The organism is Verrucomicrobiota bacterium, from assembly GCA_021413925.1.
GTDB lineage: Bacteria > Verrucomicrobiota > Verrucomicrobiia > Chthoniobacterales > UBA6821 > UBA6821.
Genome location: JAIOPL010000004.1, coordinates 1 through 16,733, shown reverse-complemented (window position 1 = coordinate 16,733; position 16,733 = coordinate 1). Strand labels below are relative to the sequence as shown.

The 16,733-nt window shown below is 56.2% G+C and carries 17 protein-coding genes; 6 read left to right on the top strand and 11 right to left on the bottom strand.

Features of this window, described 5'->3' with window-relative positions:
* The first annotated feature begins 6 nt into the window (after nt 1-6).
* Nucleotides 7-2,226, top strand: a complete 2,220-nt coding sequence (locus K8R57_02520; protein MCE9587169.1) for an ATP-dependent RecD-like DNA helicase — start codon at nt 7-9, stop codon at nt 2,224-2,226.
* 24 nt (nt 2,227-2,250) lie between these two features.
* Here the strand turns inward: K8R57_02520 and K8R57_02515 are convergent, their stop codons facing one another.
* Nucleotides 2,251-3,108 (bottom strand): RNA polymerase sigma factor RpoD/SigA, encoded by an 858-nt coding sequence (locus tag K8R57_02515; GenBank protein ID MCE9587168.1) that lies wholly within the window; start codon nt 3,106-3,108, stop codon nt 2,251-2,253.
* A gap of 136 nt (nt 3,109-3,244) precedes the next feature.
* Between K8R57_02515 and K8R57_02510 the strand changes: the two genes are divergently transcribed.
* Nucleotides 3,245-4,786 (top strand): YifB family Mg chelatase-like AAA ATPase, encoded by a 1,542-nt coding sequence (locus tag K8R57_02510; protein MCE9587167.1) that lies wholly within the window; start codon nt 3,245-3,247, stop codon nt 4,784-4,786.
* 151 nt (nt 4,787-4,937) lie between these two features.
* On the opposite strand, the gene K8R57_02505 is transcribed toward K8R57_02510, so the two are convergent.
* A complete protein-coding gene (locus K8R57_02505; GenBank protein ID MCE9587166.1) occupies nt 4,938-6,392 on the bottom strand; it encodes a PEP-CTERM sorting domain-containing protein in 1,455 nt (484 codons plus the stop codon).
* Here K8R57_02505 and K8R57_02500 point away from each other — a divergent pair.
* From K8R57_02500 to K8R57_02490, 3 genes are all read left to right on the top strand, one after another.
* Complete coding sequence (locus K8R57_02500; GenBank protein ID MCE9587165.1) at nt 6,379-6,576, top strand: hypothetical protein; 198 nt, start codon at nt 6,379-6,381, stop codon at nt 6,574-6,576. The two genes, K8R57_02505 and K8R57_02500, sit on opposite strands and share 14 nt — an antisense overlap.
* A 220-nt stretch (nt 6,577-6,796) precedes the next feature.
* Nucleotides 6,797-6,991 (top strand): ATP-binding protein, encoded by a 195-nt coding sequence (locus tag K8R57_02495; protein MCE9587164.1) that lies wholly within the window; start codon nt 6,797-6,799, stop codon nt 6,989-6,991.
* A 146-nt stretch (nt 6,992-7,137) separates the two neighbouring features.
* Nucleotides 7,138-7,506, top strand: a complete 369-nt coding sequence (locus K8R57_02490; protein ID MCE9587163.1) for a hypothetical protein — start codon at nt 7,138-7,140, stop codon at nt 7,504-7,506.
* Nucleotides 7,507-7,509: 3 nt separating this feature from the next.
* On the opposite strand, the gene K8R57_02485 is transcribed toward K8R57_02490, so the two are convergent.
* Nucleotides 7,510-8,382 carry a hypothetical protein gene (locus tag K8R57_02485; protein ID MCE9587162.1) on the bottom strand — a complete coding sequence of 291 codons (873 nt, stop codon included), beginning with the start codon at nt 8,380-8,382 and terminating at the stop codon, nt 7,510-7,512.
* 350 nt (nt 8,383-8,732) lie between these two features.
* On the opposite strand from K8R57_02485, the gene K8R57_02480 reads away from it, so the two are divergent.
* Entirely contained in the window at nt 8,733-10,031 is a 1,299-nt protein-coding gene (locus tag K8R57_02480) for a divalent metal cation transporter (protein MCE9587161.1), read from the top strand.
* On the opposite strand, the gene K8R57_02475 is transcribed toward K8R57_02480, so the two are convergent.
* The 8 genes from K8R57_02475 to groL form a co-directional block, all read right to left on the bottom strand.
* The gene (locus K8R57_02475; GenBank protein ID MCE9587160.1) at nt 10,028-10,858 is read right to left on the bottom strand and encodes an MBL fold metallo-hydrolase; all 831 of its coding nucleotides are present in this window, start codon (nt 10,856-10,858) and stop codon (nt 10,028-10,030) included. The two genes, K8R57_02480 and K8R57_02475, sit on opposite strands and share 4 nt — an antisense overlap.
* Nucleotides 10,859-10,956: 98 nt before the next feature.
* Nucleotides 10,957-11,391 carry a DUF5069 domain-containing protein gene (locus K8R57_02470; protein MCE9587159.1) on the bottom strand — a complete coding sequence of 145 codons (435 nt, stop codon included), beginning with the start codon at nt 11,389-11,391 and terminating at the stop codon, nt 10,957-10,959.
* Between the two features lie 368 nt (nt 11,392-11,759).
* Nucleotides 11,760-12,815 (bottom strand): hypothetical protein, encoded by a 1,056-nt coding sequence (locus K8R57_02465; protein ID MCE9587158.1) that lies wholly within the window; start codon nt 12,813-12,815, stop codon nt 11,760-11,762.
* 60 nt (nt 12,816-12,875) lie between these two features.
* Nucleotides 12,876-13,346, bottom strand: coding sequence for a cupin domain-containing protein (locus K8R57_02460; GenBank protein ID MCE9587157.1), 471 nt, complete (start codon nt 13,344-13,346; stop codon nt 12,876-12,878).
* 58 nt (nt 13,347-13,404) lie between these two features.
* Nucleotides 13,405-13,698: a hypothetical protein gene (locus K8R57_02455; GenBank protein ID MCE9587156.1), complete on the bottom strand. Its 294-nt coding sequence runs from the start codon at nt 13,696-13,698 to the stop codon at nt 13,405-13,407.
* 198 nt (nt 13,699-13,896) lie between these two features.
* Nucleotides 13,897-14,439 (bottom strand): lipocalin family protein, encoded by a 543-nt coding sequence (locus K8R57_02450; protein ID MCE9587155.1) that lies wholly within the window; start codon nt 14,437-14,439, stop codon nt 13,897-13,899.
* Between the two features lie 172 nt (nt 14,440-14,611).
* Nucleotides 14,612-14,761, bottom strand: a complete 150-nt coding sequence (locus K8R57_02445; protein ID MCE9587154.1) for a lmo0937 family membrane protein — start codon at nt 14,759-14,761, stop codon at nt 14,612-14,614.
* 556 nt (nt 14,762-15,317) lie between these two features.
* A partial coding sequence (groL, locus tag K8R57_02440; GenBank protein ID MCE9587153.1) for a chaperonin GroEL occupies nt 15,318-16,733 on the bottom strand: 1,416 nt, incomplete at its 5' end.

Genomic DNA, 16,733 nt, shown 5'->3' with positions numbered 1-16,733 from the left:
TCAACCATGCCTCAGCGCCGACCTTTCCGAAAAAAGCCGGACAATGAACCGGTACCCGGCGGTCCCGACGATGCCCTGAGCGGTCAGGTAGAGCGCGTCACCTTCCACAACGAGGAGACCGGTTTCTGCATCCTTAAGGTGAAGGTGCAGGGCCGCAAGGAACCGCTTGCCGTCCTCGGTTCCCTACCCTCCGTGGCACCAGGGGAATGGATCACCGCCCAGGGTACCTGGGAGAAGGACCGCGACCACGGCATCCAGCTGAAGGCTCACACCTTGAAGACCCAGCCGCCCACATCGCTCGAGGGTATAGAGAAATACCTCGGCAGCGGGATGATCAAAGGGATCGGTCCTGTCTATGCCACCAAGCTTGTGAAGAGATTCGGAGTCAAAGTTTTCGACATCATCGAGAACCAGTCAAAGCGTCTTCAAGAAGTCGAGGGAATCGGACGGGAGCGCCGCCAGCGGATCAAGGATGCTTGGGCCGAGCAGAAGGTGGTGCGGGACATCATGCTCTTTCTCCATGCCCACGGACTCGGGACGAATCGCGCCGTCCGAATCTATAAATCCTACGGGGTAGAGGCGATCGAACTAATCAGGGCTGACCCCTACCGACTAGCGCGTGACATTCATGGAATCGGTTTCCATTCCGCGGACGGAGTCGCCGAGAAGCTGGGTCTGCAAGCGGATTCCCTGCTCCGCGCACGAGCAGCCCTGGAACATCTGCTCGATCAAGCTACGACCGAGGGGCACTGTGCCTTACCCCGTCGTGAACTGCTGGAGGGAGCCACCCGGCTACTGGAAGTCGACGAAGGGATTGTCGCGCAGGCCTTTGAGCGCCATCTCAAGGATGACCGGATCATCTCCGAAAAGATCGAAGGGGAGGAGATGATCTTCATCCCCCTGTTACGTGATGCCGAGGAACGGATTGCCAGACAGCTAAGACGCCTTTCGGAGGCCAAGGAACCCGAACCGCCAATCGATGTGGAGAAGGCGATCCCCTGGGTCGAGGAAAAGACAGGACGCAAACTCTCCCCCAGCCAGCACGAGGCACTCAAAATCGCACTGCGTAGCCGCGCCGTGGTGATCACCGGGGGACCGGGCGTCGGCAAGACAACTCTGGTGCAGTCACTCCTGAAGATTCTCACCGCCAAGAAGCTCACGTGCATCCTGGCAGCCCCCACGGGTCGCGCCGCACAGCGGATGGCGGAAGCCACGGGACTCGAAGCCTCAACGCTCCACCGACTCCTGGAGTTTCAGCCGGCACGAGGTGGCTTCCAGCGGAATGCATCGAACCCCCTGGAAGGCGATGTCGTTGTCATCGACGAGGTCTCCATGGTCGACGTTCCCCTCATGAGCCGGCTCCTGGATGCTCTGCCACGAAAAGCCAGGCTGATCCTGGTCGGGGATGCCGATCAGCTACCTAGCGTCGGCCCGGGACTCGTCCTTGGAGACATCATCCGCAGCGGAATGATTCCGGTAGTTCACCTCAAGGAGATCTTCCGCCAGACTGGTGACAGTCGCATCATCAGCGGGGCTCATTCCATCAACCGCGGTGAGATTCCCGATATCATCGAGGCACCGAAGGATTCTGACTTTGTCTTCATCGACCGCGAGGATCCCGAGGAATGCGCCGCGACTCTGGTATCGATGGTGCGTGACCGCCTGCCCAAGCATCTCGGCGTCGATCCGATCGAGGGGATTCAGATACTGAGCCCGATGCACCGCGGCAGCCTCGGTATCAAGGAGTTAAATCTCCGCCTCCAAGCCGCGCTGAATCCTAAAAGCGAATACCGCGATGAATACCAGGCCTACGGTAATCTCTTCCGGGTAGGCGACAAGGTCATCCAGACCTCCAACAACTACGACAAGGAGGTCTTCAACGGCGACATCGGCCGGATCCGCTCCATGGATCGGGAAGAGAAGCAGTTGCTGGTCCGCTTCGGAACGCGCGAGGTGATCTACGAGTTCAATGAGCTCGACGAGCTGGAGCTGGCCTATGCCATCACCATCCACAAGAGCCAGGGTTCGGAATTCCCGGTGGTCGTGATTCCTCTGGCCATGCAGCAGTACCTCCTACTCCAGAGAAACCTGCTCTATACCGGGGTGACCCGCGGAAAAAGGATGGTCGTACTGGTGGGCCAGAAAAAAGCGCTCGGCATGGCTGTCCGAAACGAGTCAACCCGCCATCGTCATGGCGGGCTGCTTCATCGTTTGGCGGGAAACTGATCGGGCTCCCCAGAGCGTTATCGGTTAGGCGGCATGGGCCAGGTAGTTCTCCGGAGTTGCCCGTTCGCGCTTCGCCAGGGCTTTGCGCATTTTGCTCAGGGCGATGTTCTGTAGCTGGCGGATCCGCTCGCGGGTGACCCCGAACTTCTCACCCACTTCCTCAAGTGTAATCGGATCGTTTCCGTCGAGACCGAACCGGGCTGCGATGATCTTGTGCTCGCGTTCATCGAGTTGCCCAAGCAGATCCACGACCTCCAACTGCATGTTCTTGTCGCTCAGGTTCTCGAAGGGATCGACTGCAGCCACATCTCCGACCATCTCGCCGAACTCCGTAGAGTCTTCATCACCGAGAGGAGCATCCAGCGACGCGGGTCGGATAGCTGCCTGCTTGAGCAAGGTTACCTTGCCGGCATCCATGCCTACCTCCTCGGCGATCTCCTCGTCCGTGGCTTCGCGCCCGAGTTCATCGCTGAGTCCTGCGCCGACGCGGCGGATCTTGGCGATCTTGTCTACCAGATGGACCGGCAGGCGGATCGTCTTGCCCTGATTCGCAAGGGCCCGCTTGATCGACTGTTTGATCCACCAGGATCCGTAGGTGGAGAGCTTTCCTCCCTTGGCCGGATCGAAGCGCTCAACAGCTTTCATGAGGCCGATATTTCCCTCGGAGATAAGGTCGAGGAGGGGAAGTCCCAGATTGGCGTAGTCACGGGCGATCTTCACCACGAGGCGGAGGTTGCCTCTGATCATTTCGTCAGTAGCGGCCTTGTCCCCTTTCTTGATCTTGGCAGCAAGGTTGATTTCCTGCACAGGCGTCAGCAGCGGGTACTGGGCAATTTGGCGCAGGTAGAGTTGGAATCCGGAATCTGAGTCTTCGTAGTTCATGATGTGTTTTGTTTGGGTGTTTCCTTTTGCTTATTTGACAAACCCTTCGGCACGTGCGTTCGAAATCTTTTCATAAATCGCATCACCTTGTTTACAAAGCCTCGGCCATGTGTGATGGGTTCTTCTTAAGTCCATCATGATCACCCGTGTATTTTCCGCAGCCGTGGTCGGCATCGACGCAACCGAAATCGAAATCGAAGTCAACACGGGGCCAGGCGAGCCCTCGATCATTGTGGTGGGCCTCCCGGACGCGGCGGTGAAGGAAAGCAAGGACCGGGTGATCGCTGCACTCTCGAACAGCGGTTATCGATGGCCTCGCAAACGCACGACTGTGAATCTCGCGCCGGCGGATATCAGAAAGCAGGGCCCGAGCTTCGACCTACCAATCGCTATCGGCATGATAGCCACGGACCGTGAGGAAGATCTACCCAGACTCTCCCGCTGCTCCGTCGCCGGGGAGTTGGCCCTGACCGGTGAAGTGCGCCCTATCAAGGGAGCGCTTCCACTCACGCTGGAGGCTCGTGCCCAGGGGCGTAAAGCGGTGATCCTTCCCCTTGCCAATGTGAGGGAAGCTTCCGTCGTTCAAGGGATCGAAGTCTATGGAGTGAAAAACTTACGCGAGGCATACGAGTTTCTGAGCAAAGCCTCGGAACTCACGCCGGTCGTGAGCGATCTCTTGGAGCACTGGCCACAGGAGCATTCCTTCGAAGTCGATTTCTCCGAAGTCAAGGGACAGCACCAGGTGAAGCGTGCGATCGAGGTGGCTGTGGCCGGAGGGCACAATCTCCTGCTTCTCGGCCCACCCGGATCGGGCAAGTCGATGCTCGCAAAGCGCATCCCCACGATCATGCCGCCGATGTCACTCGAGGAGTCGATCGACACAACCAAGATTCACTCCGTATGCGGGCTTCTCTCTCCCGGTGAGGCCATTGTCCGTCAGCGCCCCTTTCGTGATCCCCATCACACGATCTCGGATATCGGCCTGCTCGGGGGTACAAGCAATATCACTCCGGGGGAAGTCAGCCTAGCTCATCACGGGGTGCTTTTCCTGGACGAGCTTCCGGAATTCCATCGCTCGACCCTGGAAGTGCTCCGTCAGCCCCTTGAGACTGGCTCTGTAGTAATTACAAGAGCCCGTGGAACAATGAGTTTTCCATGTGAATTCATGCTCGTCGCAGCCATGAATCCCTGTCCCTGCGGCTATTACGGCGACCCTAAAAGGGAGTGTAAATGCTCTGGCAATCAGGTTGAACGCTACCGGCAGAAGATCTCCGGCCCTCTCCTCGACCGGATTGATCTCCATGTTGAGGCCCCTGCCGTGGAGTACAAAGATCTCTCGGACAATACTCCCGCTGAGTCTTCTGCAACAATCAGAGATAGGGTTGTCTTAGCACGTGACATCCAACAAAAACTCTTCGCCAAGTCACGAAGGGTAAAGAAAGTTACCTGCAACGCTCGCATGAGCCACGCCCAACTCAAGGAACATTGCAGACTGGATGACCATGGCAACGAACTCCTGAAGAACGCCATGAGCGACCTGAACTTCAGCGCCCGTGCCTATGACCGCATACTCAAGGTCGCACGAACTATCGCTGATCTGGCCGGAAGTGACTCCATCGCCTCAGATCATCTCCTGGAGGCGCTAAGCTACCGGAATCTTGATCGCAGGCTCCATTAGGAGCGGCAAATTCGGACGGTGTTCACGAACCTCTTCAGAGCGAAGGAGTCCCTTGGAAAAACCGAGACTCGGGCTGGCTCCATGAATGCATAAAAGCCATCCCCCGTTGCCAAAAGAGGATGGGTCTTCTGGTGTCAGTCTGAGCAGTTCTTCAGGAGGCCTTCTTCCTGCTCTTCCGACGATACGCGATCAAGAGTGCCAAGGCACCGAGACCTAGCAAGGCGTAGGTCGAGGGTTCTGGAACTGAAGTCACGCTGAACAGCCCAGTCTCAGTGCCTTGGTACAGGACTCCGCTAGGCCCGATCACACCGACCATCTGCAACGTATTGGCGGTTCCAACATCTGTACTGCTCAACACTGATCCGTCCTCCGGATTCACCGTAACGAAACTATATATCCCCGTATTGGTTGAGTACGTAACTGAGTAGATTAGATTGTCGGCTGTGGAGAGACGCGGCACCGCTGCGGAAGCCAGTGTCTGGTTCATCCAGACATTAGTTAGACCGCTACCATCTGCCAGGACGTCGACACGCTGCATTCCACCGACAAACGGGGCATTCGTCGGAATGCTGGGTCCGGTGGCGGCACCGGGAGGATAGACGTATCCGTAAGTACTCGACAGATAAATGCTGTTGCCAACGGCTATTGCGGCGTCCTCCGTCCCGCTATTCACTCCGGAGGTCAGGAAGGGGGATGATCCGATGAGACCTCCGTTTGTGGCATTGAACACGAGCATATGCTCCTGCGGGGCCGCGTTATCGGTGATCGTGAGATATTCAAAACCGGTGGTTGGCCCGAAGAACGACGGTGTGGACCCCGTGCCCCAGCTTAACTGACCCGGCTTGCGGGCTGGCCCCCGGTCATAGGCCGTGCGCCAATTCTCGGTCACTGCGCCGTTTGTGCCATTGGCATTGAACATGTAGAGGGCAGCCGTCGACGCCACGGCCACACCGGTAGGCGAGGAGGAAATGCTGTTGGCAACCTGCTCTCCTGCAGGCAACTGAAAGGCGAAGGTTTGCTTGGAAAAAGGCGAATAATACCCCACCACGGCACCTGCGTTTGTAGTCGCTCCCTGCGCCGTAGCAAACCAGACATTGCCCTGATAATCTGGCGTGAGTCCCACCACATCAGGATAACCGATCTGCACGGACTGTTGCACCGTCAACTGCCACGAACCATTGGTTTGCTGAGAGTGACTGATGCGTTGCAGGTCACCATTGGCGTTTACAAGGACAAGGTTGCTGTTGTTGTCCAGATAGGAATAGATACCCCCGGCAAGGTCGCTCGTGGTCGACTTCACTAGTTTCATCTCGGCTTGACTGGCCAAAGACACCGGGTCCAGCAGGTAGACATAGGGTGTCTGGTCCAATATCTTGGTCGCCACGCTTACCAACATCCCATCGCTAGCCATAAGGATTGAAGCAAAGACGGCACCATAGGATTGGGAAACAAAGGAGACCGGACCCACCCCGGGACCCGGATTTGCGGTGGCGTCTGACGATGCCGCATTGGCATGCATGGTGGAGGTGCCATCCGGTCCCATGTAGGGATTCGGCGGGGGGAAGTTCTGGGCAGAAACATTGACCGCGCAAATGATTGCGGCCAAGGAGGCCGGCAGAAAACGTTCAACAACCTGCGGAAAAATAGAGCGCAACGGCAGGAACACCTCAGACACTCGGGAGAGAACTGATTCGGTGCAACATTTCGACATGAAAAAAGAAGATTCGGTAAAAAAGGAGAATAGTATAGTTGAAAAAGTTATCCACCAGGCTCCGAGACAGAAAAGATAAAGGAGAAGTGATGACTAAACCCAACCACATAGCAACTCCGTCGCTCTTTGTACTATCCAACTATCCCCCTGGAACCTCCTCAGAATGAAGAAACTCTCCGGAATCTCAAGAAATACGGCTGACGGGATTTGAAACCGTTACTTCAATAAACCCATTCTCTAGGTCCAGAGATGGGAAAAGGTGGCTATAACACAAACCACTTGAAGCTGGCTCTGTAGTAATTACACGGGCCCGTGGAACAATGAGTTTTCCATGTGAATTCATGCTCGTCGCAGCCATGAATCCCTGTCCCTGCGGCTACTACGGCGATCCTAAGCGTCAATGCCGTTGCTCTCCCGGACAGGTAGAGCGCTATCGTCAGAAGATCTCGGGTCCGCTTCTCGACCTTATACCATCTCCACTCTTATTCCGGTAGAATCAGCAGGTTCTTTCGGCGATGGGCGTTGTTGTCATCCCTCGGGTTATCTTCAGATAGCCCTCAGTCTTCCGCCTAGCCCATCACCAAAATTCCTTCGCCAATTCCACCAGACTAATCGCGTAAATGGTATTATTGATCTCCACGTGGAGGCCCCGTCCGTGGAGTACAAGGAACTATCCGACAACGTGCCGGCAGAATCCTCTGCAATCATCAGGGAGAGAATCGTCAGCGCCCGGGAGATTCAGAACCGACGGTTTACAAAGTCCAGGAAGGTCACCTTCAATGCCCGCATGAGTCACGCACAGCTCAAGGAACACTGCAGACTGGATGCCCGTGGCAACGAACTCCTCAAGAACGCCATGACGGATCTCAACTTCAGCGCACGCGCTTACGACCGTATCCTGAAAGTCGCGCTTACCATTGCCGACTTGAATGCAAGTCCTGTTATTTCGCCCGATCATCTCCTGGAAGCCCTCAGCTACCGGAATCTGGACCGGAATGTCTGGCAGTGATTCTTAGCCCAGAAACTGCGGATGGGCGATGAGACGGGCGTAGTCCTCGGGTGAGATGGGTCCCCTCTCATTGTTGCGGCCACGCATCGGCTCGGCGTTCGTTGAAGAACGGACCCGAGTTAGCCAAGTGGCGTCGAGCGGCTCCTTGAGAAGATCAAGTCGGTTTGCCGCGATTGTCGTTACTTCCTTCTCACCTGTTGGCACCCCTGTGCCGACAAACCATCCCGCCAGCAGCATCGTCACGCGGACAGAGGTCGATCGGGTGTAGTTCGTCATCGTGCAACCCGGAGCCCCCGGAGCACTCACGGCCCCCCACATCGATCGGAATGTCTCCAGATTCCACATCTCGGAGTTCTGGGCTGGCGAGTAGGGATCAAAGAAGATGACGGAGGGGGCCGGCGCATCATGAGGCTGCCTGGAGAAATCCCCCCGGTGGAGTCGCCAGTCAATCGAGGGTGCGGGTGATGCTTTCCCAGTCTCCAGTAGTTCGCGGAGGATAGTTTCCCAACCGGCCAGGTATTCCAGCTCTCCGGCATGACCGAGGGCAAACTCCAGCACCTCCGTCGAGATCTCATAACTATGGATCTCAACAGGCGTAGAGCTCTCACGATTTCCAGAATTGATCACCTCACTGATGACCTCGATCGCCGTGATAGCGTTACCAGCAGGGCCGAGGCCGATGTCCCAAATAACAAAAGGATCGTGGCGCTCCCATTCCCTCACCCGTTCCGCAAGACGCTGCTGGCCGACATGGAGCTCGAGAGCTTCGGTGCGAGGGTCCGTTCCGATATGCATCGTCTCCCCGTGCGCCTTGGAGCGGATGCTCCGCCCCCCCCCTTTCAGGGTGACAAGTTCGAAGGCCGCGTCGGTGCTCATGATTGTAGCCTAGGGAAGCGCTGAATAAATCCCATGGAATTTGAGGTTGAAATTGGCATCGGCTTCCTTGTGTTTCCGGAATTTGTCGAAATTGTCACAATGAATGCTTTGCATGACGAGATATGTGCTTTAGGGTAAAAAAATCTCCTCGGAGAAATAACGCAGCCGCGAGGTATCGGGGGGTATTCTCGAGGCTGCGTTATCCGAAGGGGATGACTTTTTAAGGCCGCTGGTACTCTGTACTTGGCGGTCTCTTTTTTTGAGCAGATCACTCGTAAATCTCTAAAGATAAGCAAATTGCTTGGTTGTCTAATCACCTTCGGAAAGCACTTTTCAATTATGATGTCCTAGTGAAGGAACACTCCTCGCCACAGGAAAACCGGCATGGGGTATGGAAACGCCTCAAGGATCACCCTCTTTCGAAGTGTGGCCCCGGGTTGATAACGGGTGTGGCTGATGATGATCCAAGCGGTGTGGTTACCTACTCGCAGGCGGGAGCGCAGTTCGGCTTGAACATGCTCTGGACAATGCCTCTGGCTTTTCCATTGATGGCCGCCATCCAGTTTATTTGTGGGCTGATCGGCAGGGTTACCGGACGGGGCCTAGCGGCCAATATCAAGGACGCGTTCCCTCCCCTTATTCTGAAGGGAGTCGTTATTCTTCTGCTGGTGGCGAACACACTCAATATCGCCGCCGATGTGGCAGCGATGGGCGAGGTCGGCGAATTGGTCACAGGGATGAACCCCCGGTTCATGACACTCCTGTTCGTTGCGGTGACACTCCTGCTCCAGGTGCTCGTCCCTTACCATCGGTATGTTTTTTATCTGAAGTGGCTCACCCTCTCTTTGCTGGCCTATGCGGCCGTTCTCTTCACCGTCAATGTCCCGTGGTATGAGGTGGCAATCCGCACGGTCTGGCCGAAGTTTACCCCGAATGCACAGGCCGCCACCATGATAGTGGCCGTCTTCGGTACCACGATCAGCCCCTACCTCTTCTTCTGGCAAGCCTCGGAGGAGGTCGAAGAGATGCACCGCGACCAGGGGAAGCTCCCCCTCTTGAAAGATCCCACCTCGGCTCCCAAGGAACTCCGCCGCATCCGATGGGACACCTGGAGCGGGATGTTCTACTCCAACATTACTGCCTATTTCATCATCCTGGCCACGACAGTGACGCTCCATGCAGCCGGCATCACCGACATCCAGACAGCATCCCAAGCCGCCACTGCCCTCCGCCCCCTCGCGGGTGACTTGGCCTTTCTCCTCTTCGCGATGGGAATCATGGGCGTTGGACTGATCGGCGTCCCCGTGCTCGCAGGATCAGCGGGATACGCCCTATCCGAGGCCATGGGATGGAAGTGGGGGCTGGAAAGGAAGGTCCGTGATGCACGCGGTTTTTACGGTGTGATTATCATCAGCGTGCTTGCCGCTCTGGGTATCCAATACTCGCCGATTAGTCCCATGAAGGCTCTTGTCTGGAGCGCCGTGATCAATGGTGTAGTGGCCGTCCCCCTGATGGCCGTGATCATCATCCTGGCATCCAAGAAGTCCGTGATGGGCGACTACACGGCAAGCCGACCGATCGTCATCCTCGGATGGATCGCCACGGCGATCATGGGAGTAGCCGCCCTGGGGATGCTGATTCTGGGCTAATCAGCGAAGAAGGGATTAGCCCGCCTTTGTTCCCCGACGGTCGTCAGGGGACCATGTCCCGGGCAGATGATGGTCTCATCCAGCAGTGACAAGATCTCCTGTCGGCTGGTCCTTAGCGCCTCATCATAGCTGACTTTGCCTCCTCCCATAGAGCCTGCAAACATGGCATCTCCAACAATCGCAAGGCTCTTCGAGAGCCCCTCCACCACATAGGTGATCCCCCCGGTGGCATGACCGCTGGTCCTACGAGTAGAGACCGTCAGGCTGCCGATAGAAAAACTAGTTCCCGGTTGGAAGGCTTCCGCCCCCTCGAGCGGTTCCAGCGCGGAGACCAGCGCCTGCGCGCCCGTCTTGGCGAGCACCCGGTCGAGATCCAGAATATGATCGCCGTGGATATGAGTGATGAAGATCTGTCTCACCTGCAGATTGTTCGTTGAGGCAAAGACGAGCATAGACTCGGCATCACTCCCGGTATCGAAGAACGCGGCCTCGCGAGTTTCGGGATCCCAGACCACGAAGGAATTCACCATCATGTCGTGATAGGGAGTGCTCGTGCAGAAGAGTCCCTCGGGAGGCTCCACATGTGCCGGGACATACCGGCCGTTCGCCATCTCGGTCAGCGACCTAGCTCCCAGACTGAGAACCCCGGAAACCCGGCGAAGGATTTCAGCATCCATTCCGCAACTCTTGAGTTCGCGGATCTCCTCAACCATGACCCCTGCGCGAGCTGCAAGAGCCTCATCGGAGAGCGAAAGCCCACGCTGGGCCTTGCCTAGGATGTCAGCGGGCGTGTCTTCAAGGGGAAGCGATGCAAAGGCAATGTCCATGAGAGTTTTAAAAGATATTGATGGCGGAATCCTTGTAAAAACCTTCAGGTCTCTTCAGCTGAAAAGACTCGAAGGTTTTAGTCACTAAAGCCTAGGGCCTAGGCCTTACCTCCAAAGGTGACGAAATCATCCACGTCCAGAAGCTCGAACCAGGCGCCGATATCATCCCTGTGCGGAGCGATTTTCTTCTGGGCCTCGTGCATGTACTCGCGGGTATCCACGGATGAGGGAACGCGGCTCTCTTGCCAGGAGGACCATGACTTGATTTCAAGTTCTGTCGACTTGGTTGCGGAGTTGGCTTTGATCCACTCGAGAATTTCTCCGTCGCCTTTACCGGCTTTAATTTCCACGAGGAGAGCTTCCGGATCAACTCCGGTGAATTTCAAGAAGTGCTCATCAAGCGGGCAGTTGTAGTGATACTCGCCGTTGGTACCGGCAACGGTGGCACGGCCCTTGTCGAGCATGCGGGGAAGAATGACATAACCGCCGAGGCGGACGCGGGGACTGCGGGGAGCGTGTTGTGTGAGGTTCATAGGTGTCGGTCGTGTGTTATACCCATCATGTCCCCAGATCACCCAAAGGTCTAGGGGGATGAGTAGCCGAGGAGTTTAGGCTACAGGCTGTTAGGCTTTTAGGGGCTGAGACAGCGAAGGATTCACAGTGATCAAGGGGATAAAAGGGATGGGCTGAATGATCCGGCTTGGATGGGGATGCTTGTTGTCCTACACTCCGACATCCCCGATGCCCCTCCACCAGAAAGCCCAATCGTTTACCAAGTCCGGGCTATTTACCGGGGTGAGGTTCTTTGATCATCTAGAGAAGCGGATCGGGGCGGTCCCGGAGATCAAGGGGAAGGGTTATGATCTACTGAACGTGTCCTTTGAGTGATTCGAGTGCCGAGTTAAAATTCCCTCAGCAACCGCCCAGACTTGACCAAGGGGGTTTTGAAGCCGTTCTCCCTCAGGGCATACCAGAAGGTGACCGCATTGATTCCCAGAATCGGAATGCCCAGCTTCGACTCCAGCTTCTCGGTGACATGGATCATGCTCATGTTCGTGCCCAATTGGACGACTGCATCGAGATGGTTTTCAGGCGTCGCCAGACACCTTACGATCACCTCCTCCTTAGCCGAGTCGGGAATGTGGGCGATATCCATAGCGTTGGCGCAAGCAAAGCCGAAGCTTGCGACAACCTCGTATCCGAGATCCTCGAACATCTTGATGGCATTCTCATTTCCTTTCTTATCAAAGGGAGTGATCAGGCCGATCCGCTTTGCCTTGTACTTCTTCAAGGCGGCATCAGCTGCATCATGCCATGTTGCCCATGAATAGTCGTAACGGGACTCGATACCGCTCATCAGTGATCTGATCTCACCGATGCCGTACAGGATATGCTCCAAGCTCATGCCCATGATGAGGTATTCTGGCTGCGCCAGGGTTGCCTGCTGGATGGCCTTGTCCAGTCCGGCAATGAATTGATCCTTGTAGGCAAGCAGATCAGCCTCCGTCTTGAGCTGCGCCTTGGGGGTTTGTATGTTGACCGTGTGGATCCCCACCCCGTCAAGCCCTCCGGCGCCTTGATTGTTGCAGATGATGCTCCAGAGTTCCGACTCCATGCTCGTGTTGGTGGCAGGGATCAGGAGACCGAACTTCCTTTTGAAGCTCCTCACATCGGGCTGACCCGGCGAAGTGACCATGTTGATTCCTGAAAATGGCTTCCCATTCATCACCATGCCTGATGAAGCGATCGATGGCATCGGCGCCTTATTGACGTCCGGCAAATGAATAACCTTTCCTGAAAGAGCTCCGATAATCTTCCGGTTGTCCATGATCCCATCATTGGTCAGTGAGAGGGTATCGTGTGGCAAGGATGATTGTTGCCCGATTCCAGCCAGCGATACGGACTGCAGAGTTACCGCAGTAGCAACAAATCCTATCACTGCGGTGAGCCTCCTCATGTTTTGCAATCAGGATGCTCTAAGTCCTTGGAACGTCTCTCCGGATCAATCCCTTGGAGATCACCATTCGACGCCGAATTCAGGCCCCGCATCCAGCATGCGCTGGACCATTCCGGGACTTGGCGGCGGCGGCACCTCCTCTCCCTCACCAACAGGATCCAATGTCTTCTCAAACCACCCCTCCATCCCAGACGGGGTGAAGGTCGCGATCATCTTGGCCTGGCCTGATCCCGTGTTGCGATAGGTGTGAGGAACCCCACGCGGTGCATGGACGAAATCTCCGGCTCGGACATCGACACTCTTGCCCCCCACCTCGATCTCCAACTCCCCTTCCAGGAGATAGAAACATTCATCCTCCCGGAGATGGGTGTGCATCGGAGGTCCACCGCCTGGCGGCACCAGGCACTCCACGATAAAACAGGAGCCACCGCTGGTTTCCCCCGTGATCAGGAAGCGGTAGCGGTCACCGCCGGGACCCCAGAAGGATTTCCCTGAACCGAGTGGAACGTGAATGACGCGCGTCGTGGTCATGACATGAGTATTGTGGAGAAATAACCGATACTTATTGGACCCCTGATCAGCATGGCAATCAATCGTGGGCGACCACGGTCCCCTCGATGACTTCAGGCTTCTGCTTCATGATCTGGGAGTCCGTGAAGTTCTCGTGAACCCACTCGGCGGCCAGAGGCACCGAGGCCTCCGCCTCTTCCCGGCTACCGAAAAGACTGAAGGAGGCTCCCTCGCCCTTTCCGTTATCGAGCCAGTAGTAGCGGACAAACCCCTTGGCATTCTTCATGGTCGGCATGAAGCCGTTGGTAAGCTTCTCGGCGATCTCCTTACTGTCCTTGGGATCGAAGTGGTAGTGGCGTATGACGGCGTGCATGGGTGGATCGCATTCCTTGCCCATCCGGACGGCAAGTCAAAAGGATGGTAGAGAGGCAGAAGAATTTCGCGCAGGCGTTACGGATGCGCGAGTCCTTTTAATTATCGACGGTCAAGATGATCGCCCAAAAAACGACTGATTGAACGCAAGATGCTCTAGATAATGAGTGAGGATGGAGACTGTTAGGCGTCAATCCACCTAAAGACCCTTTTTCTGAGGAACTTTGACAATGCGATTGGTGTCGTAGCCCTGGTTGGCGGCCTTTTGCAGAAGCGCCTGATACGTGATTTCAGGCAAGGTCGGTGTCCGCGCCATGATCCAGATCAGATCCCTTGATGGGTAACCAATGATGGTTGTGCTGTAATCAGGTGCGAGATCGATGACGAGGTAGGGAGCCTTGAAGGGCCAGAGAAACTGGACTCCCCAACGGGCATTGGTCTTAGTGTCGAGCACAGTTCCGATCGCATGCATCGCCTGGCGTTTTGCCGTGAGGACCTTCTTGTGAAAGGCATAAGTAATATCGATCCGACCATCTGGCCTCATCTTGTAGATATCCATCGTCCCCACATTGTTCTTCTCGACGATCCACGGGATAGTGCCGATCACATACCACTCACCCATGAACCGGTTCAGATCCACATGATCAACCGTTCTCAAAGGTGCTTTTTTTGGAGGCGTTGACATGCATCCACCTAATAGCACCACGGTACAAAGCAGGATTGTGAAGAGGGCTGTTTTCATAATTTTCTCAGACTGATCACAGTTTTCTGAATGGCGAAGGAAAAAGCGGCTAATTCACCCCTCTCCCAATAAATTGAGGGCAATAGCCAAGAGAATTTCGCCTGCTGCCAAGGTGAGGTTTGGGAGGTTTCGTATATTTTTCTCCCTCTAATCATTAGCAAGCTGAAGTGTGTCAGCCGATCTTGCGTCCCTGGATGATCTGGATCAGAAGCACCACAAGGGCGAAGACAAGCAGGATATGGATGAACCCTCCCATTGTGTACGCGCTGACGAGTCCGAGCGCCCAGAGGACAAGAAGAACCATGGCGATTGTGTAGAGCATAATGGTGGCAGGTTTGGGGTTATGTTTTGGTGAGAGATGCGTTTGGTTTTTAGTAGTTTACGGAACGCGTTGTGGTAGTCGTGTTCGGCGTGGTCCTGGTATGCTGGGTATAAGTGGTCGTGGATTGAGGGGTGGCATCACTTGTTCTCGTTGTGCTGCTCAGCCAGAAACATGACGTCAGCGATAGCGTGATTATCAAACTGCAGATCCCAATCATGGTTGTTGCTTTCATAGGGCAACCCTACTCCCTGAAGATCCCCCGGACTAGATGGGGAAGTACTTAGAAACGGCTAATGAATATGCTTAGAGGGCTCGAGTGACAAATTGTGGCGAACTAAGCACTCCCAACATGAAAACAACTTCACTGATCATGCTGACCTTGATCACATCACTCGTTCTTATCCTTTCGGGTTGCGCGGGAACGCTGAGTCTCTTCTGATTCGGGCAATTCCTGATGGCCGAACTAGTCCATCAAACTCTTTCAGAAAAGCAAACAGCCGGGTCATTTCTGACCCGGCTGCTGCTGTAACTTCTTTGAGAAGCGTGGGAGTCAGACTTAGTAGTCCATTCCGCCCATTCCGCCCATTCCGCCACCGCCCGGAGGCATGGCTGGACCCTTCTCCTTCTCGGGAGCGTCAGCGATGACGGCCTCGGTGGTGAGGAGGAGTCCGCTGATGGAAGCGGCGTTCTGCAGGGCGCTGCGGGTGACCTTCGTCGGATCGACGATGCCAGCCTTCACGAGGTCGACGTATTCGCCGGTGGCGACGTTGTAGCCTTCGTTGCCCTTGCCCTTCTTGACTTCCTGGACGACGAGTGCGCCTTCCTTGCCTGCATTGGCAACAAGCTGGCGGAGAGGAGCCTCGACGGCGCGACGGATGATCTCAAGGCCGACGAGTTCGTCACCTTCTAGCTTGAGGGTGTCGAGCACCTTCTGAGCGCGGATGAGAGCGACACCGCCGCCTGGGACGATACCCTCCTCGACTGCCGCACGGGTGGCGTGAAGGGCGTCTTCGACGCGGGCCTTCTTCTCCTTCATCTCGGTCTCGGTGGCTGCACCGACGTTGATGACGGCGACACCGCCTGCGAGCTTGGCAAGACGCTCCTGGAGCTTCTCACGGTCGTAATCGCTGGTGGTCTCCTCGATCTGGCGACGGATCTGACCGACGCGGCCCTGGATGTCAGAGCTCTTGCCGGATCCTTCGACGATGGTGGTGTTCTCCTTGTCGACGGTGATGTGCTTCGCACGACCGAGGTCCTCAAGGGTGATGTTCTCGAGCTTGATGCCGAGATCCTCGGTGATGCAGCGTCCGCCAGTGAGGACGGCGATGTCCTCGAGCATGGACTTGCGACGGTCTCCGAATCCGGGAGCCTTGACGGCGCAGATCTGGAGTGTGCCGCGGAGCTTGTTCACCACGAGGGTGGCAAGGGCTTCGCCCTCGACGTCCTCAGCGATGATAAGGAGTGGCTTGCCGCTCTTGGCAACCTTCTCGAGGAGAGGAAGCAGATCCTTGAGGGAGCTGATTTTCTTCTCGTGGATGAGGATGTAGGCGCTGTCGAGTGATGCTTCCATTCCCTCGGCGTTGGTCACGAAGTACGGGGAGAGGTAGCCCTTGTCGAACTGCATTCCCTCGACGACGTCCAGGGAGGTCTCGATGGACTTGGCCTCTTCGACCGTGATGGTGCCATCCTTGCCGACCTTGTCCATCGCGTCAGCGATGATCTGGCCGATGGTGGTGTCCCAGTTGGCGGAGACGGTGGCGACCTGAGCGATCTCGGAGCTGTCCTTCACCTTCTTGCTGATGCGGGCAAGCTCACCGACGATGGCGTCGACGGCCTTGTTGATTCCGCGCTGCAGGGAAGTGGGGTTGGCACCGGCGGTGACGTTCTTGAGACCCTCTTTGTAGATGGCCTCGGCGAGTACGGTCGCGGTCGTTGTTCCGTCACCGGCGATGTCGCTGGTCTTGGAAGCAAC